The 17,330-nt window shown below is 56.8% G+C and carries 25 protein-coding genes and 3 tRNA genes; 21 read left to right on the forward strand and 7 right to left on the reverse strand.

Annotated features, from left to right (window positions below; translation table 11 throughout):
* Window positions 1–19: 19 nt before the first annotated feature.
* The 4 genes from IE089_RS04520 to IE089_RS04535 all read left to right on the forward strand — a co-directional run bounded on the left by IE089_RS04520 (window position 20) and on the right by IE089_RS04535 (window position 2,964).
* Window positions 20–1,036: an NAD(P)H-dependent glycerol-3-phosphate dehydrogenase gene (locus tag IE089_RS04520; protein WP_189475553.1), complete on the forward strand. Its 1,017-nt coding sequence runs from the start codon at window positions 20–22 to the stop codon at window positions 1,034–1,036.
* A 2-nt stretch (window positions 1,037–1,038) separates the two neighbouring features.
* Window positions 1,039–1,533, forward strand: coding sequence for a SixA phosphatase family protein (locus tag IE089_RS04525; protein WP_189475555.1), 495 nt, complete (start codon window positions 1,039–1,041; stop codon window positions 1,531–1,533).
* A complete protein-coding gene (locus IE089_RS04530) occupies window positions 1,530–2,384 on the forward strand; it encodes an alpha/beta fold hydrolase (protein WP_189475556.1) in 855 nt (284 codons plus the stop codon). Before IE089_RS04525 ends, IE089_RS04530 begins: the two co-directional genes overlap by 4 nt.
* Window positions 2,385–2,472: 88 nt before the next feature.
* Complete coding sequence (locus tag IE089_RS04535) at window positions 2,473–2,964, forward strand: DUF4892 domain-containing protein (RefSeq protein ID WP_189475557.1); 492 nt, start codon at window positions 2,473–2,475, stop codon at window positions 2,962–2,964.
* Here IE089_RS04535 and folE read toward each other — a convergent pair.
* A complete protein-coding gene (folE, locus tag IE089_RS04540) occupies window positions 2,953–3,501 on the reverse strand; it encodes a GTP cyclohydrolase I FolE (protein WP_189475558.1) in 549 nt (182 codons plus the stop codon). The two genes, IE089_RS04535 and folE, sit on opposite strands and share 12 nt — an antisense overlap.
* Window positions 3,502–3,589: 88 nt before the next feature.
* On the opposite strand from folE, the gene prmB reads away from it, so the two are divergent.
* From prmB to IE089_RS04555, 3 genes are read left to right on the forward strand one after another with little or no spacing between them, the layout of a single operon-like run.
* Entirely contained in the window at window positions 3,590–4,495 is a 906-nt protein-coding gene (prmB, locus tag IE089_RS04545; protein WP_189475559.1) for a 50S ribosomal protein L3 N(5)-glutamine methyltransferase, read from the forward strand.
* Window positions 4,496–4,532: 37 nt separating this feature from the next.
* Window positions 4,533–5,639, forward strand: coding sequence for a chorismate synthase (gene aroC / locus IE089_RS04550; RefSeq protein ID WP_189475560.1), 1,107 nt, complete (start codon window positions 4,533–4,535; stop codon window positions 5,637–5,639).
* 13 nt (window positions 5,640–5,652) lie between these two features.
* Window positions 5,653–5,874 carry a hypothetical protein gene (locus IE089_RS04555; RefSeq protein ID WP_189475562.1) on the forward strand — a complete coding sequence of 74 codons (222 nt, stop codon included), beginning with the start codon at window positions 5,653–5,655 and terminating at the stop codon, window positions 5,872–5,874.
* Between the two features lie 4 nt (window positions 5,875–5,878).
* Here IE089_RS04555 and IE089_RS04560 read toward each other — a convergent pair whose 3' ends face one another.
* Window positions 5,879–6,400 carry a glycine cleavage system transcriptional repressor gene (locus IE089_RS04560; RefSeq protein ID WP_189475563.1) on the reverse strand — a complete coding sequence of 174 codons (522 nt, stop codon included), beginning with the start codon at window positions 6,398–6,400 and terminating at the stop codon, window positions 5,879–5,881.
* Window positions 6,401–6,467: 67 nt separating this feature from the next.
* Between IE089_RS04560 and IE089_RS04565 the strand changes: the two genes are divergently transcribed.
* The 8 genes from IE089_RS04565 to msrB are packed head-to-tail and all read left to right on the forward strand — an operon-like array spanning window position 6,468 to window position 11,987.
* Window positions 6,468–7,271 carry a class I SAM-dependent methyltransferase gene (locus IE089_RS04565; RefSeq protein WP_229802580.1) on the forward strand — a complete coding sequence of 268 codons (804 nt, stop codon included), beginning with the start codon at window positions 6,468–6,470 and terminating at the stop codon, window positions 7,269–7,271.
* Window positions 7,272–7,274: 3 nt separating this feature from the next.
* Window positions 7,275–7,532: a YheU family protein gene (locus tag IE089_RS04570; protein ID WP_189475565.1), complete on the forward strand. Its 258-nt coding sequence runs from the start codon at window positions 7,275–7,277 to the stop codon at window positions 7,530–7,532.
* The gene (gene tusA, locus IE089_RS04575) at window positions 7,525–7,773 is read left to right on the forward strand and encodes a sulfurtransferase TusA (RefSeq protein ID WP_189475568.1); all 249 of its coding nucleotides are present in this window, start codon (window positions 7,525–7,527) and stop codon (window positions 7,771–7,773) included. Before IE089_RS04570 ends, tusA begins: the two co-directional genes overlap by 8 nt.
* The gene (locus IE089_RS04580) at window positions 7,766–8,374 is read left to right on the forward strand and encodes an elongation factor P hydroxylase (protein WP_189475570.1); all 609 of its coding nucleotides are present in this window, start codon (window positions 7,766–7,768) and stop codon (window positions 8,372–8,374) included. The genes tusA and IE089_RS04580 overlap by 8 nt, the downstream gene beginning before the upstream one ends.
* Before the next feature lie 11 nt (window positions 8,375–8,385).
* Window positions 8,386–9,276 carry a 5'-3' exonuclease gene (locus IE089_RS04585; protein ID WP_268247992.1) on the forward strand — a complete coding sequence of 297 codons (891 nt, stop codon included), beginning with the start codon at window positions 8,386–8,388 and terminating at the stop codon, window positions 9,274–9,276.
* A gap of 2 nt (window positions 9,277–9,278) precedes the next feature.
* Window positions 9,279–10,415: a 4-phosphoerythronate dehydrogenase gene (locus IE089_RS04590; RefSeq protein WP_189475574.1), complete on the forward strand. Its 1,137-nt coding sequence runs from the start codon at window positions 9,279–9,281 to the stop codon at window positions 10,413–10,415.
* Complete coding sequence (locus IE089_RS04595; protein ID WP_189475576.1) at window positions 10,412–11,608, forward strand: ATP-NAD kinase family protein; 1,197 nt, start codon at window positions 10,412–10,414, stop codon at window positions 11,606–11,608. Before IE089_RS04590 ends, IE089_RS04595 begins: the two co-directional genes overlap by 4 nt.
* A complete protein-coding gene (gene msrB / locus IE089_RS04600; RefSeq protein WP_189475578.1) occupies window positions 11,595–11,987 on the forward strand; it encodes a peptide-methionine (R)-S-oxide reductase MsrB in 393 nt (130 codons plus the stop codon). The genes IE089_RS04595 and msrB overlap by 14 nt, the downstream gene beginning before the upstream one ends.
* Before the next feature lie 107 nt (window positions 11,988–12,094).
* Here the strand turns inward: msrB and IE089_RS04605 are convergent.
* From IE089_RS04605 to IE089_RS04615, 3 genes are all read right to left on the reverse strand, one after another.
* A tRNA-Gly gene (locus tag IE089_RS04605) sits at window positions 12,095–12,170 on the reverse strand.
* Between the two features lie 34 nt (window positions 12,171–12,204).
* Window positions 12,205–12,280, reverse strand: a tRNA-Glu gene (locus tag IE089_RS04610).
* A gap of 86 nt (window positions 12,281–12,366) precedes the next feature.
* The gene (locus IE089_RS04615) at window positions 12,367–12,831 is read right to left on the reverse strand and encodes a PA2817 family protein (RefSeq protein ID WP_189475580.1); all 465 of its coding nucleotides are present in this window, start codon (window positions 12,829–12,831) and stop codon (window positions 12,367–12,369) included.
* Between IE089_RS04615 and IE089_RS04620 the strand changes: the two genes are divergently transcribed.
* The 3 genes from IE089_RS04620 to queF are packed head-to-tail and all read left to right on the forward strand — an operon-like array spanning window position 12,819 to window position 15,342.
* Window positions 12,819–13,736: an ABC transporter ATP-binding protein gene (locus IE089_RS04620; RefSeq protein WP_189475582.1), complete on the forward strand. Its 918-nt coding sequence runs from the start codon at window positions 12,819–12,821 to the stop codon at window positions 13,734–13,736. The two genes, IE089_RS04615 and IE089_RS04620, sit on opposite strands and share 13 nt — an antisense overlap.
* Window positions 13,733–14,506 carry an ABC transporter permease gene (locus IE089_RS04625; RefSeq protein WP_189475584.1) on the forward strand — a complete coding sequence of 258 codons (774 nt, stop codon included), beginning with the start codon at window positions 13,733–13,735 and terminating at the stop codon, window positions 14,504–14,506. The genes IE089_RS04620 and IE089_RS04625 overlap by 4 nt, the downstream gene beginning before the upstream one ends.
* A gap of 5 nt (window positions 14,507–14,511) precedes the next feature.
* Window positions 14,512–15,342, forward strand: a complete 831-nt coding sequence (queF, locus tag IE089_RS04630) for an NADPH-dependent 7-cyano-7-deazaguanine reductase QueF (protein ID WP_189475585.1) — start codon at window positions 14,512–14,514, stop codon at window positions 15,340–15,342.
* A gap of 10 nt (window positions 15,343–15,352) precedes the next feature.
* On the opposite strand, the gene IE089_RS04635 is transcribed toward queF, so the two are convergent.
* A complete protein-coding gene (locus IE089_RS04635; protein ID WP_189475587.1) occupies window positions 15,353–15,526 on the reverse strand; it encodes a hypothetical protein in 174 nt (57 codons plus the stop codon).
* A 153-nt stretch (window positions 15,527–15,679) separates the two neighbouring features.
* On the opposite strand from IE089_RS04635, the gene IE089_RS04640 reads away from it, so the two are divergent.
* Window positions 15,680–15,767, forward strand: a tRNA-Ser gene (locus tag IE089_RS04640).
* Window positions 15,768–15,944: 177 nt separating this feature from the next.
* On the opposite strand, the gene IE089_RS04645 is transcribed toward IE089_RS04640, so the two are convergent.
* Complete coding sequence (locus tag IE089_RS04645) at window positions 15,945–16,130, reverse strand: hypothetical protein (protein WP_189475589.1); 186 nt, start codon at window positions 16,128–16,130, stop codon at window positions 15,945–15,947.
* Window positions 16,131–16,144: 14 nt separating this feature from the next.
* On the opposite strand from IE089_RS04645, the gene IE089_RS04650 reads away from it, so the two are divergent.
* The gene (locus IE089_RS04650; RefSeq protein ID WP_189475591.1) at window positions 16,145–16,531 is read left to right on the forward strand and encodes a DUF805 domain-containing protein; all 387 of its coding nucleotides are present in this window, start codon (window positions 16,145–16,147) and stop codon (window positions 16,529–16,531) included.
* A 14-nt stretch (window positions 16,532–16,545) separates the two neighbouring features.
* Complete coding sequence (locus IE089_RS04655; RefSeq protein WP_189475593.1) at window positions 16,546–17,172, forward strand: GDSL-type esterase/lipase family protein; 627 nt, start codon at window positions 16,546–16,548, stop codon at window positions 17,170–17,172.
* Window positions 17,173–17,330: the final 158 nt, after the last annotated feature.

Here is a 17,330-nt window from a genome sequence, read left to right on the forward strand (position 1 = left end):
ACCATAACAAGGATAGGGCATGCCCGAACGGCACAGGGTCGCCGTACTCGGCGGCGGTAGTTTCGGCACCGTGATCGCTAACACCATGGCCTGCAATGGCAATCAGGTCGCCCTCTGGCTACGCAATCCTGCACTGGCAGCATCGATTAATGAGCGGCGAGAGAACGACGAGTATCTCCCGGGTTACACCATCGATGAACGCGTGACCGCGACGCTGGATCTCAGTGATGCGCTCAATGGCATCGATACGGTTTTCGTCGCCGTTCCCAGCGCATCGTTCCGCACTGTTGTTAAAGATGTCGCCGTGCAAATTGGCCCAAGTGTGGTCGTTGTGAGCCTGACAAAGGGTATCGAGCCCGGTGGTTTTCATCTGATGAGCGAAGTGCTTGCACAGGAATTGCCGCACAACCCGCGGGCTGTTGTCAGCGGTCCTAATCTGGCGCGTGAGATTGCTGCCGGGCAGTTATCTGCCTGCGTCTCAGCCAGTCCTGATTCAGCGGTTAACGCCAGCATTCATGACCTCCTGCACAGTGACAGTTTTCTCGTTTACAGCTCTAGCGATGTCTATGGTGTCGAGCTCGGCGGCGCACTGAAGAACATCTACGCCATACTCTCTGGCCTGTGCCATGCGCGTGATTTTGGCGAAAACACCATTGGCATGGTGTTAACCCGGGCATTGGCTGAGATGTCACGGTTTGCTGTGGAGTTGGGTGCGAATCCATTAACCTTCCTCGGCTTGTCGGGTGTAGGCGACCTTATCGTGACCTGCAGTACACCCTTGTCGCGGAACTACCGTGTGGGCTACGGGCTGGGCAAAGGGCAGCCGCTGGCGGAGGTTCTTGCTGGTATGGATCAGGTGGCTGAGGGCATCAATACCCTGGGTCTGGTGAAGGCAGAGGCTGACCGGCGGGGTGTTCCCATGCCCCTGGTTAACGGCCTATACGGTATTTTGTACGAACATCGACCGGTGTCGGAAGTCTTCAGTGACATCATGTTTACGGAAGTGGCCCGTGACGTTGAGTTTGTAGCGAGCTAGGCATGTTGATCACGATTTGGCGGCATGGAGAGGCTGGCAGCGCCCGCAGCGACCGTCAGCGCGAGCTGACGTCATCCGGGGCCAGTGCGCTTATTACCGGCGTGGGCCAGTTCGTACGCGCGCTTGAGGCGCGGGCACTGCCACAGCCCTCGGAGGTCTGGTGCAGCCCCTGGTGCCGCACACGGCAAACGGCGAGTATATTACAGCAGCAGGGCTTGTTGCCCGCGATGGATGAGTCACGTCTGCAGCCTGGCGCGTCTATCAGTGCCGTGGCGGACTGGCTGAACGCATCGGTGGACTACAGTGATGAGCGCCACATCTTGCTGGTGAGCCACCAGCCGTTTGTCTCCCAGTTGATTGACTATTTGCTGGGCGATACCCGGGTGGCGCCGTTGTCGCCGGGTGGTTTCGCTTGCCTTCGCGCCCCAGTGGTCGCTCCAGCAATGGCGGACTGTTTATTCTGGGCTCTGCCCCCTTACTACGGAGCGATGCAGTGACAGTGGCCCGAGAAATGGCCTGGGAGGTCGACGGGCTTCGAATAGCCGGGCTTGCGTGGGGTAATGAGAAAAAGCGTCCGTTACTAGCATTGCATGGCTGGCTGGATAATGCCAACAGTTTTGCCCGGCTAGCTCCGTTGCTGCCTGATCACTGGGTGGTGGCCATAGACCTCACAGGTCACGGCAGAAGCGCTTGGCGATCACCCGATGCCACCTACAACATCTGGGACGACCTGCCGCAGATTCTCGGGGTCGTCGATGCCCTTGGTTGGGAGCAGTTTGACCTTATGGGTCACTCCCGCGGCGCCATTATTGCTATGGTATTCGCCGCTGCCTGCTCGCAGCGTGTGCGCCGGCTTGTGTTGCTGGATGCTGTGATACCGGAGCCACTGGGCGATGATGAAGCTGCCCAGCAGTTAACGCGTTTCCTTGAACAGCGGTCGCCGTTAATGGCGCGCACACCGCGGGAATTGCCGGATCTGGAAAGCGCTACAATGGCAAGGGTGCGTAAGGGCTTGAGTGAGGCCTCGGCGGCCTTGCTGGTAGAGAGAGCAACTCGGGAAAGTGAGGCGGGGCTGGCCTGGAGTGCCGACCCGCGGCTGTACGGTGCCTCCGCGAGCAAATTTACCCGTCAGCAAGTTGATACTTTGCTAGGCACCATAAACGCACACACGCTTCTGCTTTTGGCTCGTGAGGGGCTTGCACAGCATCCGCAGATTGCCGCAGCTGCAAGTGCCGGGATTAGTCACTTGCAGTTGGAGACTTTGCCGGGCTGCCACCATTTTCACATGGAGGAAAGTGTAGGCGCCGTGGCTGACAGGGTAAGGAGGTTTCTGTCCAGTGAGCTGTAATTCGATAAGTTGTACTTTTTTTCGGCTGCTGATCTGCACACCATTACTACTCGGCACTATTGCCCGTGCAGATACGGCTGATGAGTTTATGGCCCAGCTTGCGGTGGGGGATTTTCTGGAGCCGGTCAAAGATGCGTCGATGGCAGTTCGCAATCATGAGGTGGGTCTGGGTGCTCTGCAAAAGAGTGATGGCCGCTGGCGTTTCAAGCACAGTGAGCGCATCACGGGTCAGCTATCACGGGCAACCTGGCAGGTGCTAGATGGATACACATCAGCTGAGCTGGTTGAGGATCTGGATAACCAGTTGAAGGATGCCAGCGACGTGCGCTTGCTGTTCGAGTGCGATGGCAGGGCCTGTGGCAGTGGATCGCAGTGGGCGAGCCGGGTGTTCGGCGAGCGCATCCTGTACGGTCGCGCGGAGGCGCAGCGCTACCGTGTGTACGCCCTCAACGAGAGCTCATCGACCGACGAGGGTGTGCAGGGCCCGCGTACCCGTCTATTGGTGTATGCGGCGATGCGCACGGCGGATCGACAGTATGTTCACATTGAGCTTCTGGGAGAGGAATCGCTAACGCCTTAACTGCAACAGCGATAGAAACTCTTCCCGGGTTGGTTGTTCACTGCGGAAGGTGCCAAGCATTGCAGAGGTCTTCATAGCCGAGTTCTGTTTTTCAACGCCTCGCATCATCATGCACATGTGCTGGGCCTCAATGATCACACCTACACCTTCTGCCTGAGTGACGGCCATGATGGTTTCAGCAATCTGTGTTGTGAGAGCTTCCTGGATCTGCAGCCGCCGCGCAAATACATCCACGATGCGAGCAACTTTGGATAGGCCCAGGACTTTGCCGGTAGGAATGTAGGCGACATGGCATTTGCCGATGAACGGCAGCAGGTGATGCTCGCACAGGGAGTACAATTCGATGTCCTGCACCAGCACCATTTCACTGGAGTCAGATGGGAAGAGGGCGCCATTCACTACCTCCTCAACGGATTGGTGATAGCCGCGGGTCAGGAATTCGAAGGCTTTTGCCGCACGTTTGGGTGTGTCAACCAGCCCGGGGCGGTCCAGGTCTTCGCCGATGCTGGCAATAATGCTGGCCCAATGATTTTCCATGCAGATATTCACTCATTATCGTTGTTGAGGAGGGTAGCAACCCCCAGGTCGCTAGGCAACGCGACCCGCCGGCCCGTAGAATGCGCCCATGCAGGACGACCAATCCATGATCACCATCGGCGATGCCATTGAAGATACCTGTCGGCAGCTAGAGGCCAGCGATGTGTTTTACGGTCACGGCACTGATAATCCCTGGGATGAAGCAGTGCAGCTGGTACTCGCCGCCTGCTCGCTGCCGGCTGACAGCGACCGCTCGGTGATTGAGCAGCCTGTAGGCGAGGCTGAGAGTGGACAAATAGAACGGTGGTTGAGAGAGCGGATTTCAAAGCACGTGCCGCTGCCGTATCTCACCGGCAAAGCCTGGTTTGCCGGTATCGAATTCCTCAGCGATGCGCGTGCGCTGGTGCCCAGGTCGCCTTTGGCTGCAGTGATTCAATCAGCTTATGCCCCGTGGTATGCAGGGCCTGAGCCGAGGCGGCTGTTGGATTTGTGCGCGGGCGGCGGCAGCATTGGTATCGCGGCCGCCTTGCACGACCCACAGCTCGAGGTAGTGTTGACGGATTTGGACAGCGCTGCCCTGACCCTCGCCCGGGAGAACATTGATAAACACCACCTGGGCGGGCGAGTGATCACGGTAGAGTCGGATCTTTTCGCAGCGCTGGAGGGTCAGCGTTTCGATATCATTCTGAGTAATCCCCCTTACGTTGATGCACAGGATCTTGCGGATATGCCGATGGAATACCATCACGAACCGCCACAGGGCTTGGGGTCCGGTGCAGATGGCCTAGATATCACGCGAAAAATCCTGGCCAGTGCGAGCGAGTACTTGCAGCCCTGGGGGCTATTGGTGGTCGAGGTGGGTAACAGCTGGGAAGCTTTGGAGGCGGCTTATCCATCGGTACCCTTTACATGGCTTGAGTTTTCCGAGGGCGGGCACGGTGTGTTCGCGTTGGATGCACAAACCCTGCAAGATTCCACAGCAAGTCTTAGCTGATCGCCGTATACTATGCGCCGCTTGAAGCGGGGTTGCTATGTCAGGAAATACCTTCGGAAAACTGTTTACCGTCACTACCTTTGGTGAAAGCCATGGGCCTGCACTCGGTTGCGTGGTCGATGGATGCCCGCCGGGGTTGGAGCTGTCCAGTGCCGATATGCAGATAGACCTGGATCGCCGAAAGCCGGGCAAGAATCGCTATACAACACAGCGCCGTGAAGACGATGAGGTGCGCATTCTCTCTGGCGTTTTTGAGGGTCGTACAACGGGTACCGCTATCGGTCTTTTGATAGAAAACACCGATCAACGCTCCAAGGATTACTCCAATATCAAGGACACCTTTCGTCCAGCCCACGCCGATTACACCTACGATCAAAAGTACGGCTTCAGAGATTATCGTGGCGGTGGCCGGTCGTCCGCACGCGAAACAGCAATGCGGGTTGCCGCAGGTGCTATCGCCAAGAAATACCTGCGAGAGCGCTACGGCATTTTAGTGCGCGGCTACCTTGCCCAACTGGGTCCGGTCAGTGCTGAGGCGCTGGACTGGGATACGGTTGAAGCCAATCCGTTCTTCTGCCCCGACCCTAACAAAGTGGAGGAAATGGCGGACTACATGGCTGCGCTCAACAAGCGCGGTGATTCTGTCGGTGCTCGTATCAACGTGGTCGCCACCGGTGTGCCGCCAGGTCTGGGCGAGCCGGTATTCGACCGACTAGACGCCGACATTGCACACGCCATGATGGGCATCAATGCGGTTAAGGGCGTGGAACTGGGTGCTGGATTTGCGAGCATTGAACAGCAGGGTAGTGAGCATCGAGACCTACTCACGCCGCAAGGTTTTGTCGGCAACAACGCGGGTGGTGTGCTGGGTGGTATCAGCAGCGGCCAGGATATTACTGTCAGCCTGGCGCTTAAGCCCACCTCCAGTATTCGGCAGCCCGGTGCCACCATCGATAGAGACGGCAATGCAATGGAGATGGTGACCCATGGTCGGCATGACCCCTGTGTGGGGATCCGCGCAACGCCTATTGCCGAGGCGATGTTAGCTCTGGTGTTGATGGATCATGTATTACGACACCGCGGCCAAAATGCCGACGTGGCCTTGCGCACGCCAGTCATTGCCGCGCAAGCCCCAACCCCCTGAGTCCACAAGGTCAGTGAGCAAATCAGCCAGGCGTTTTACCCTGCGCATCGCCTTAGGTGTATGTGCATTGGCGCTTCTGGTCTACACAGCGGCGGATCAGTTCAGTATCAGCCGCGACGAGATACTGTCACTGTTTGGCGCAGCCGTGCTGATGTTGCTCGCCATTATGCTCTCAGCGGCCACGGTTGCGGCCCTCTGGGTGGGCTTACGCCGTCTACTTAAGCGGGGCGACTAGCGTTTCAGACCTCTTCAAGGTCGATGTCCAGGGTCAACTCGTTGGCGATGGCGTCCAACTCGTCGCTCAGGCTCTCCCAGGACAGTGCTTCGGGAACCTGTGCATGGATGCGGGTATGGAACAGTAGTTCACCACTCATGGGCGCGCTGCTTATCTGGCTGTCCATGTCGATCACGTTCACTGAATGCTCGGCCAGCTTTCGAGTGACCTCTTTGACGATACCGGGCCGGTCCGGGCCGATGACATCCAGGGTAACGGGTTTTCCTGATGCCGGAGCCTGCAGTGACGCCGTTGGCGTTACCCTGACGCTAATGCCGCTGTCTGCGAGATTGCGCAGCGCCTCTTCCAGTGCGGGCCCATTGTCCTTGGGTAGAGACACCGACACGAGTCCTGCAAACTTGCCACCTAGCTGCGAAAGGCGACTTTCATGCCAATTGCCGCCGTTGCTATCTATTACGCTGGACAATTCCTCGACGAGCCCGGGGCGGTCGTCGCCAATGAAGGTTACGATATAAGCTGTTGTCACCGATCAGGCTCCACTTTCTCAGTTTCAGCCCGTATATTAACGCGCTACTCAAACACGCAGAAGGACTATGACCATGAAAAGGTATGCCTTGTTACTTGCCGCTGCATTGGCGATGCCCGCAGCCGCAGATCTGGATTGGGATGCCGCGCTTAACGGTGAGCAGCGCGACCCAAAGAACAGCGCCCGTGACGAATCCCGCAATCCGCGCGCCACACTGGAGTTTTTCGGTATCGAAAGCGGTATGAGCGTTGTAGAACTGTCCCCGGGTGGTGGCTGGTACTCCGAAGTGATTGTGCCGCTCATGAAAGACAATGGTACCTACTACGCCGCTCATCACGGTCTGAACGGCCCCAGTGCTTACTACCGGCGCTCACTCGGCGCGTATCTGCAGAAACTGGGTAACGACGCGGATCTCTATGGCGATGTTGTGGTTACGCAATTGCAGCCACCGGCTGAAACCACCGTGGCGCCGGCTGGCAGCGCAGACCTTATTGTGGGCTTTCGTAATGTCCATAGCTGGATGAGGGGAGATATCCTGGATCAGGTTCTCGCTGCGGCGTTCACCGCTCTTAAGCCTGGCGGCAAGTTGGGTTTGGTCCAGCATCGCGCCAAGCCCGGCACTGATGTAGAGACCATGAAAAAAACAGGCTACGTGACTGAGGCCTTCGTTAAGGCAGCGGCAGCAAAAGCAGGCTTTAGTTTCGAGGCGGCATCCGACGTTAACGCAAACCCTAAAGATACGGCGGACCACCCCAACGGCGTGTGGAATCTGCCACCGGCCTTGCGCGGTGACGAGGCCAATCGAGCAAAGTACGAAGCGATTGGTGAGAGTGATCGCATGACGCTGCTGTTCGTTAAGCTTGAAGCCTGAGAATTGTCTCAGCGCGTTGCAGTGCCTGCGAGTGATCTGTCACCGCAGGCATTGACAGGTTTGCTGGACGAGTTCGCGTCTCGTGATGGTACGGATTACGGATTGCGGGAAATGACCTTGGCCGAAAAGCGCGATTCACTGCAAAAACAACTCGACAACGGCGAACTCGTATTAATCGTGGATGTGGATCTTGAGCAGTGGGATCTGGTGCCCGCTGAACATGCGCCGCAGTGGCTGAAGGCAGACAATAGCCATGGCTAAGTTACAGTCGCGCACCTTGGACACTACCGGTCTCTACTGCCCGGAGCCTGTCATGCTACTGCATAACGCGATCCGCGATATGGCTGTCGGTGAGTGCGTCGAGGTGATTGCGACCGACCCGGCAACCGAGCGCGACATTCCAAAATTCTGTCATTTCCTCGGCCATACCTTAATCAGCGCTGAACAGATCGGAAGCGAGTTTCGCTACCTTGTCGAGAAGTGTGACGATGAAGATGCCTGATCATAAAACGCCATTCGCCAGCCGGCGTTTGGAGGCGGTGTTTTCGAGCTGTTTTCGAATATGTGAGAACACGGTGCTCATGGGCGGTGCCGATGAACCCTTCTATGCGCCGGCGGAGCGCCAGGATGAACTGCACCGGCTGTACTACCGGGAAGACTACTTTGCCAGCGCACTGCATGAAATTGCCCATTGGTGTATAGCCGGGCCCGAGCGCAGAAAGCTACCCGATTTCGGCTACTGGTATGCGCCAGAGGGACGCAGCGAGCAACAGCAGCAGGCCTTTCTTGCGGTCGAGGCCAAGCCGCAAGCACTCGAGTGGTATCTCAGTCATGCCTGCGGTTTTGCGTTTCAACCCAGCTTGGATGACTTCTCAAGTCGTGATGCTGCTCAGCAGCGCAATGCATTCATGGACAAGGTCTATGAGGAGAGCAGGGCATTGCATGCGAGAGGTCTGCCGTCTCGAGCGGCCACCTTTGCCGATGCGCTGGCAGTGGAGTTCAGTACGGACTTCTGTAGTACGTGTTTGCCCATGCTGTGGCAGCCCGAGCCCGAGCCCGTCTCGTTGTCGATGGCGAAGACTGCGCGAGTGTCCGTTCGGTGAGCGAAGGGCGGGTGTATCTGCTCGATGCATCGATTTATATTTTTCGGGCGTATTTTTCGATGCCGGATAGGTGGTTCACGCCCCAGGGTATGCCGCTGAATGCGGTGTACGGCTATGTCGCGACGCTGTTGGATCTCATCGCCCAAATAGGTCCACAACCGCTACTTGCCGCCGCCTTTGACGAGAGCCTTGGCACCAACTTTCGCAACGAGATCTACCCGGGTTATAAGGCCAGCAGGGAGTTGCCCGACGAGGCACTCGCCTTTCAGTTGAAGGCCTGTAGGCAGGTTAGCGAGGATTTAGGCATTTCCTGTTACGCAGGTCCGCGCTATGAAGCAGATGACTATATCGCAACACTCGCGACCATTGGTCGCGAGCAGGGTTACGCGGTGACCGTTGTTACGCGGGACAAAGACCTGGGCCAGCTTTTGCGTAAACCCCAGGATCGCTGGTGGGATTTGTCGGCGTCCAGCGAGATCGACCGGCACGCTTTTTATGAGCGGTTTGGCGTTTGGCCGGAGCAGTTTGCCGACTACCTGACACTGGTGGGCGATAACGTTGACGATATACCCGGTGTGCAGGGTATCGGCCCCAAATCCGCGGCAACGCTGTTACAACACTTTGAAAGTTTGGATGCCTTGGCCGGCGCCATTGACGGCGTTGCAGACCTTCCGATGCGAGGGGCCGCCGGCGCAGCGACGCGGCTGCAGGAGGGTTGGGAGCAGGTTTTGGTGTCGCGGCAGCTGGCAACGTTGCACTCTGAGGTGGAGGGCGTCTGTATGCCTGACAGGCTGAGTATCTCAGAGGCGCAGCGCGATTCGCTCACCTCGCGGCTGGCAGCCTGGGGCCTCCCGTCCGCGCTGATAAGACGCGTTCATGCCGCAACTAGGGCGGGGGAATGAGTGTGCTGCGTATTGTTTTTGACGAGAACCTGGTGGGCGTACAGGAGACGCTAGAGGGGATAGCCGAGTGCCATGCCATGCCGGGCAGGGATATTCATCAAGCAAACCTTATTGATGCTGATGCGCTGCTTGTTCGGTCAGTCACGCGTGTGGGTGCTGAGATGGTTGCGGGAACCGCGCTACGATTCGTAGGCACCGCGACGGCAGGGTACGAGCACATCGACCAGCAGGCCCTTGCCGCGAACGCGATTGCCTTCAGTGCCGCCCCCGGTTGCAATGCTGTAGCGGTGGCAGATTACGTGCTTGCGGCGGTAGTGGCTGTCGCTGATTTTTGGGAGCGGTTAGCCGCTGGGGGCTCGTTGGGTATTGTGGGCTATGGGCACGTGGGCCGCCGGGTGCAAGGCATGTTTGCTGCGTTGGGTGTCCGTGTGTTGGTTCACGACCCCTGGCTGCCAGAGGGTGAAGTGCCTGCGAGTGCGTCCTTGGATGAGGTTTTGAGCGCCGATGTCATCACATTGCATACATCGTTGCATGACAGGTCACCCTGGCCGAGCTGCGGCCTGCTGAGCCAAGAATGCTTATCCCGAATTTCCGCTGACAGTCTGTTGATCAATGCCAGCCGTGGCGAAGTGATTGATCAGAATGCTTTGCTAGCGGCGTGCGAAAATGGCACCGCACCGACACTGGTACTCGATGTGTGGTATGGCGAGCCATCTGTCAGCGCTCAATTGCTCAATCACTGTGCTCTGGGAAGTGCCCACATCGCAGGCTACAGTCAGGATGCGAAATGGCGCGGTACGCAACACATTCTTGGCGCGATGGCGCGCAGTTGTGACTTGAATCTGTCCGGCAGGCTTCAGCATTTACCGACACTGCCGGTGTCCCTTGGGTCTGGTGCGTCACTGGCCGACGCATTGAGAACGCTGGTGTCGCAGGTCTATGATATTCGCGAGGACGATCGCCTGTTGCGCGAGGTCGTGGCTCAGCCAGACGCTGCAAAAGGCTTTGATGCACTGCGCAAGCAATACCGCGTCAGGCGAGAGTTGGGCGCAGTTTTACTGCAGGATGATGCCGGTAATGCTGCTGTTACAGCGCTTGGAGGAATGTTGACGCAACTGCAATACGGCGACGGTCCATGAGCGCTGAAACTACCAATAGGTTGATATTGGGCCTTCTGGTGAATCCCTTCGCGGGTTTGGGCGGTGCCCTGGCGATGAAGGGCAGTGATGGCGATGCGCTGCGTGAACGGGCATTAACACTCTCGAAGGAAGACCGGGCTCGCTCACAAGGACGAGCGCAACGCGCTTTGTCAGCGCTAAAACCCTATGCAGATCTAATACACATTGTCACCTGTAGCGGAGCCATGGGTGCGCAGGTGGCGGCTGGGATGGGGTTTAGTGTTGAGACCGTGTTCAGCCCTGACGATGTGGACCACACGAGCTCTGACGATACCCGTGCTGCGGTGGTGGCCTTTCGCGATTACGGCGTGGACATGTTGTTGTTTGCCGGTGGCGATGGCACTGCCAGGGATGTTTACGACGTGCTGGGACAGACCTTACCAGTGCTGGGAATACCGGCAGGGGTAAAGATGCACTCAGGCGTCTTCGCCGTGTCTCCTGAGGCCGTCGGTGAACTCCTGGTCGGGCTCGTGACGGGTGGCCTGGTCAGCGGCAATTTACGTGAAGTCCGTGATATCGATGAGGAGGCTTTCCGCGCTGATCGTGTGAAGACGCGGTATTACGGTGACATGTGGGTGCCTGGAGAGGGGCTCTATTTGCAGCAGACCAAGGTGGCCGGCCGCGAAAGCCAGGCGTTGGTGGCGGCTGATATTGCTGCCTGGATGGCAGATTCCCTGTCGCCCGAGGTGAGTTACCTGATGGGGCCTGGATCGACGGTGGCCGCGATCATGGAGGCTCTGGGCCTGGAAAATACACTGCTTGGCGTCGATATCGTCAAGGCGGGAGAGCTTGTAGCCGCCGACGTAGATGCACAGTCATTACTGGATTATGCCAACAGCCATGACCATTGCCGCATTGTCGTCACGGCGATTGGTGGGCAGGGGCATATCTTTGGGCGAGGTAATCAACAGTTCTCGCCGGCCGTGATTCGGGCGGTTGGCGTTGAAAACATTAGTATTGTGGCAACCCGTACCAAGCTGGCCGCATTGGAGGGTAGGCCGCTGTTGGTCGATACCAATGACCCGGATCTGGATCGGTCACTCTATAGTGTTCACACCATTCTAACGGGCTACGATGATTACCTGCTGTATCGCGTAGGGCCGGTGGGTGTACTAAAAGATGTCAACGAGGCAGAACTGCATGAAAGACAATGAATACTGGCGCGACAAACTCACGCCGGACGAGTACTACGTATGCCGGGAGAAGGGCACAGAGCGGGCCTTTACGGGCGAGTATTGGGACTGCGAAAAGGACGGTGTGTATCACTGCCGGTGTTGCGGTGAGCCCCTGTTTCTCTCTGACACCAAGTTTGATGCCGGCTGCGGCTGGCCCAGCTTCTTTCAGCCCACCCAGGACGGTGCGATTCAGGAAGAGCGCGATACCAGTCACGGCATGATCCGCACCGAAGTAATGTGCAAAAAGTGTGGCGCGCATCTCGGGCATGTATTCCCTGACGGACCTGCACCCACTGGGCTTAGGTACTGCATTAACAGCCTTTCGATCAAATTGGACGAGAGCGAAGGGACTGAGTGAGATACAGCTGGGGTAGAGAGGTTGGAGCGGGAAACGGCCGGGGTGGCGGTCCACTTCGAACCGGCTTTCGCTACCGATGATGATGCGTCAATGGGTGCTTAAAAGATTGGAGCGGGAAACCGGGTTCGAACCGGCGACCTCAACCTTGGCAAGGTTGCGCTCTACCAACTGAGCTATTCCCGCAATTGCGCTTTTTAACCGCCGCCGCGGAAGAAAGTGGCGTCCCCTAGGGGGTTCGAACCCCTGTTCCCGCCGTGAAAGGGCGGTGTCCTAGGCCACTAGACGAAGGGGACGCATAGGTCTCTTTCGAGAGGCGCGCATTGTAGGTAGCCCCCTGATGTACGTCAAGCCTTTTTGGGTGTGGCTGCTGGGGTTTTTTCTACTGCAACTTCAAAAGCTTAGCGCGGGCTTCGATGAGGTCCAGCGTCTCTCCCTGCTGCGCTGCGTCCGATCGCATTGTGTCCAGTTCCTGATAGATGCGAATCTCATCATCCGTCAGGAAATGCAGGCAACTTCCGCCCAGAAACCACAGCAAATCGCGAGGGAACAGGGGTGCAAAATCGGGGTAGGTGACAAACAGTCGCTCCACCAGGGCCGGTGCCTCTTCATAGAGGGCATCGTGGTGTCCGGATAGCGTCTTCAAGCGCTCAGCCAACAATCTAAGGCTGTCCTCTTGCCCGAGGGATTGGGTCCTCTGGCTGAGATCCGCGGAGAAGTTTTCCAGTAAGGCCGTGCAGTGTTGCAGGTAGCGCGTGTCGTCCATGGCTTGGTCGTTTGCCTCGCTAATTACAGGTACAATGGCGCGCTTCACGCGAACACCGTTAACCGCAAATGATACCAGCACTAAAAATCGAAAACCTGAGCAAGGTTTACGGCAATGACTTTGAAGCTCTCAAGGGCATTAGCCTGGAAGTAGAGCAGGGCGACTTCTTTGCCTTGCTGGGTCCGAATGGCGCGGGTAAATCCACCACTATTGGTATCGTGTGCTCATTGGTGAGCAAGAGTGGCGGCAGTGTGCATGTTCATGGGGTCGACATCGACGAAGATTTTCCGGCGGCTAAAAAATTCATTGGCATCGTGCCACAAGAGTTTAATTTCAATCAGTTCGAAAAGACCTTCGACATACTGGTGAATCAGGGCGGCTATTACGGATTGCCCAATGCCCTGGCACGCGAGCGTGCGGAGAAATACCTGAAAGCCTTGGGTCTTTGGGACAAGCGCGATACGCAGTCGCGGATGCTGTCCGGCGGCATGAAGCGTCGCCTGATGATTGCCCGGGCGCTGGTGCATGAACCCAAACTCTTGATTCTCGATGAGCCCACGGCCGGCGTTGACATCGAGATGCGTCGCTCAATGTGGGATTTCCTGCAAACCATCAACGCGCAGGGCACCACAATTATTTTGACGACACATTATCTCGAAGAGGCGGAAGCGCTGTGCCGCAACATTGCCATCATTAATCACGGCAACATTGTGGAAAATACCTCCATACGCGACTTGCTCAAGCAGTTGCACAAAGAGGTGTTCATACTTGATACCGTCGAAGTCTTGCCAGAGACGATCGACATAGCCGGCTTCAAGTCGCAGCGCACGGATGACCACTCCCTCGAGGTCGAGGTTGAGAAGGGACAACATATAAACGATGTGTTTACTGCGCTGGATAGTCAGGGGATACACATATCGAGTATGCGTAATCGCACCAATCGCCTGGAGGAAATGTTTGTGAATCTGGTGGAAAGCGCCGCATGAGCTTGAGAGAACAGTACATCGCGCTAATGACCATATTGCGCAAGGAAGTCCGTCGCTATCTGCGAATATGGACGCAGACCCTGCTGCCGTCGGCGATAACCATGTCGCTGTATTTCGTGATTTTCGGCACCCTGATCGGCTCGCGCATTGGCGATATGGGCGGATTCACCTATATGCAGTTCGTGGTGCCTGGCCTCATCATGATGGCCATTGTCACCAATTCCTACTCCAACGTCGTGTCGTCCTTCTTCGGCTCCAAATTCAATAACAGTATCGAAGAACTGCTGGTGTCGCCGACACCGAATTACATCATCCTGATGGGGCATGTGCTAGGTGGCGTCAGTCGCGGTTTGTTGGTGGCAGTCATTGTTACTGGCGTATCGCTGTTCTTCACTGATCTGACCATCCACAACCTGTCCTTGGTTGTTCTGGTCGTATTGATGACATCCGTATTGTTCGCACTCGCAGGCTTTATTAATGCGGTGTTTGCCAACAGCTTTGACGATATCTCTATCGTTCCAACCTTCGTGTTGACGCCGCTGATCTACCTGGGCGGTGTGTTCTACTCGATGGATTTGCTCCCTGAGTTTTGGGCGAATGTATCCAAGCTCAATCCGCTGGTGTATGTAGTGAATGCATTCCGCTATGGCGTGCTGGGTGTCAGCGATGTCAGCCTGCCATTCGCATTGGGAATGATCGGGTTCTTTACAGTGTTGGCCTATGGCTACAGCATGTACTTGCTCAACACCGGCACCCGCTTACGTCAGTAGCTAGCATGGCTGACGAGAATGACAAGGGCCTTTTACTCGGCAAAAACGTTGCCGCTGTAGAGCACTATTCGCCGGAGATTCTTTACCCGATTCCACGCAGCAGTGCGCGGGAGTCTTTGGGAGTGGCTGATAGTCTGCCATTCTTTGGCGAGGATGTGTGGCATGCCTACGAAGTGTCATGGCTGGATGAGACGGGTAAACCCCAGGTCAGGGTAGGGCGCATCACCATTCCCGCGGACTCCCCAAACCTTGTGGAATCAAAATCTATCAAGCTGTACTTGAATTCGTTCAACGGCGAATACATCGCCGACGAAAGCAGTGTCGTGCATTCCCTTGAGAAGGATCTGTCGGCAGCGGCGGGGGCTCCGGTGAATGTCGCCCTGTGGACGGTGGACGACGCGGTATTCGCTGGACAGTCTGCGGCGGGGACAAACATCGACGGCCTCCAGCCCACGCAGCAGTGGTCGCAGCCGGGGAGGGATATCCTTCGTCCGTCTGATTCTGCAGCTGAACCAGGCGCTGTCGCATTGAATAGCCACCTGCTGCGTTCCTTGTGCCCGGTGACGGGTCAGCCAGATTGGGCCACCGTTTGTATTACCTATGAAAGCGCTGCCATCGACCCGGTCTCTCTGCTGGAGTACATCATCAGCTTTCGTACGCACCAGGAGTTTCACGAGCAATGCGTGGAGAGAATCTTCATTGACTTGATGTCGGTCTACGCGCCGACACAGTTATCAGTGCAGGCCTTGTATACCCGTAGGGGCGGATTGGATATTTGCCCCTGGCGCTCAACGTTGCCAGGGGCTGCGTACGCCGGTCGCATGAACCGGCAGTAGCACTGGATGATCAGGCCGCGTAACGCGGGAACAAAGCCGGTACGCGCAATAACAACCTGAGCTCTTCTGCCGCCAGAGCATTGCCTTTCGACAGTTCGCGCACCAGTTTTTCACGCCGATCGGCTGAATGGATACTGCGTCCCTTTACCGCGCATACGCTGCGCTGTTTGCTAGGTGATTTCATGACAATTCTCCCTCTATCAGGCCTGTACTGATTGTCATAGTTCCCGTTGCCTGAGCGCATGACTGGGGGCGCCAATAGCGTGGCGCCAGCCGCCATTTTTTAACGGTTTCAGGCTGGCCAATAGGGTGGGTTGTGGTATGATTCGCGCCCTTCGGAGAGGTGGCCGAGTGGTCGAAGGCGCACGCCTGGAAAGTGTGTATACGGAAACGTATCGAGGGTTCGAATCCCTCCCCCTCCGCCAAAAACAAAAGGGTCCCGCAGGGGCCCTTTTTTGTTTTTGCACTTATCTGCCGCAGTCTCTGTGATTGGACAGAGCTCCCCATCAGGTCTAGCCTGAGATAAGTGCCTCAAAGGGGGAGAGCATGAAATGAGCATCACGCCTAAATCAGCAACCGTCGCGGCAGTGTTTGCTACGGCATTAGCTGTCGCGCCAGTCACAACACTGGCTGCCGATACTCATAAAAACGAACACGAGCATCACCACGGCGACGATGGCCACGCCAACGAGCATGAACACCATCACGGCGACGACGGCCACGCCAGTGAGCATGAACATCATCATGTTGCTATGGCCGACGATCACGACCACCATCATCACGAGCATGACGATTGACGCTTATGGGATTCGCAGAAGCCGTTAAATCAGTCTTGAGCCAGTACGTCAATTTTGGTGGCAGGGCAGTGCGCTCAGAGTATTGGTACTGGGTATTGGCGCTGGTGCTTATCGGTGTAGTGCTTGCCATAATCGATGGTGCGATTGTCGCTCCCGCCCTTGGTTTTGAAGCCTTTGCACCTGATGCCGGCCAGCCGCTGAGCTCGCTATTTTCATTGGCCATATTTTTGCCAACCCTGGCGGTGGCTGTGCGCCGACTGCATGACATTGGCAAGCGTGGTTGGTGGGTGCTGATTGGTTTAATTCCGCTGTTGGGCGGTCTTGTCCTGATCTGGTTTTATGTGCAGCCCAGCGAAACCGAAGCCAACGCCTGGGGCGAGCCGCGCAGTTGATTTCACGATATAGCGTGTTGTTATTCAGGCCGACGTTCGTCGGCCTTTTTGCATGGGTCTTGCTCGGCTGCGATCCCGAGCCCAGCTACGCGCCCCTGCTGACTGATAGTCAGGTGCTGGCATTTGGCGACAGCATTACCTATGGCACAGGTGCCCAGCCTTCTCAGGCATACACCGAGCATCTTTCGGGAAAAACTGGTTGGCAGATTGTTAATGCGGGTTTGCCCGGCGAGCTTGCCCGTGATGCAAAACCGCGTCTGCTGTCGACCCTGGAGCAACATCGCCCCGATGCAGTGATACTCGAGCTTGGGGGTAATGACTTTCTGCGTCAGCGCAGCGAATCACTGGTGAAGGCAGACCTACAAGCTCTTATTGATGTCATAGAGGCAAGCGGGGCCAGAACCATCCTCATGGCCGTGCCGAGGTTTTCCCTGATTCGAGCCAGGGCTGGCGCTCTCAAGGACAGCGAGATATACGCCGAGCTTGCTGAGGAGAATGGTATACCCCTGATCGAAGAAGCGCTGTCGAAGGTCCTGTCGCAGGAAGAAATGCGAGCAGATCCTATTCACCCGAATGCCGAGGGTTATGAAGCCCTTGCCGAGTCTGTGTATCAAGGCCTGCTCGATCTGCGGCTATTGTAGGGTCAATTATTTGCTCGTTGCCAAAGTCAGATGGGTCGCGAGCTACCACTTAACTCAAGTGACAGAGCTGCAGAGAGACAGCGCGTGGGCGACCTCAGCGAGTGCCAGGCCACACTAGGGCGCTAGCCGAGGGTGTGAAACTTCCAGTGGCTCGATCT

The organism is Parahalioglobus pacificus, assembly GCF_014652275.1.
GTDB classification, from domain to species: domain Bacteria; phylum Pseudomonadota; class Gammaproteobacteria; order Pseudomonadales; family Halieaceae; genus Parahalioglobus; species Parahalioglobus pacificus.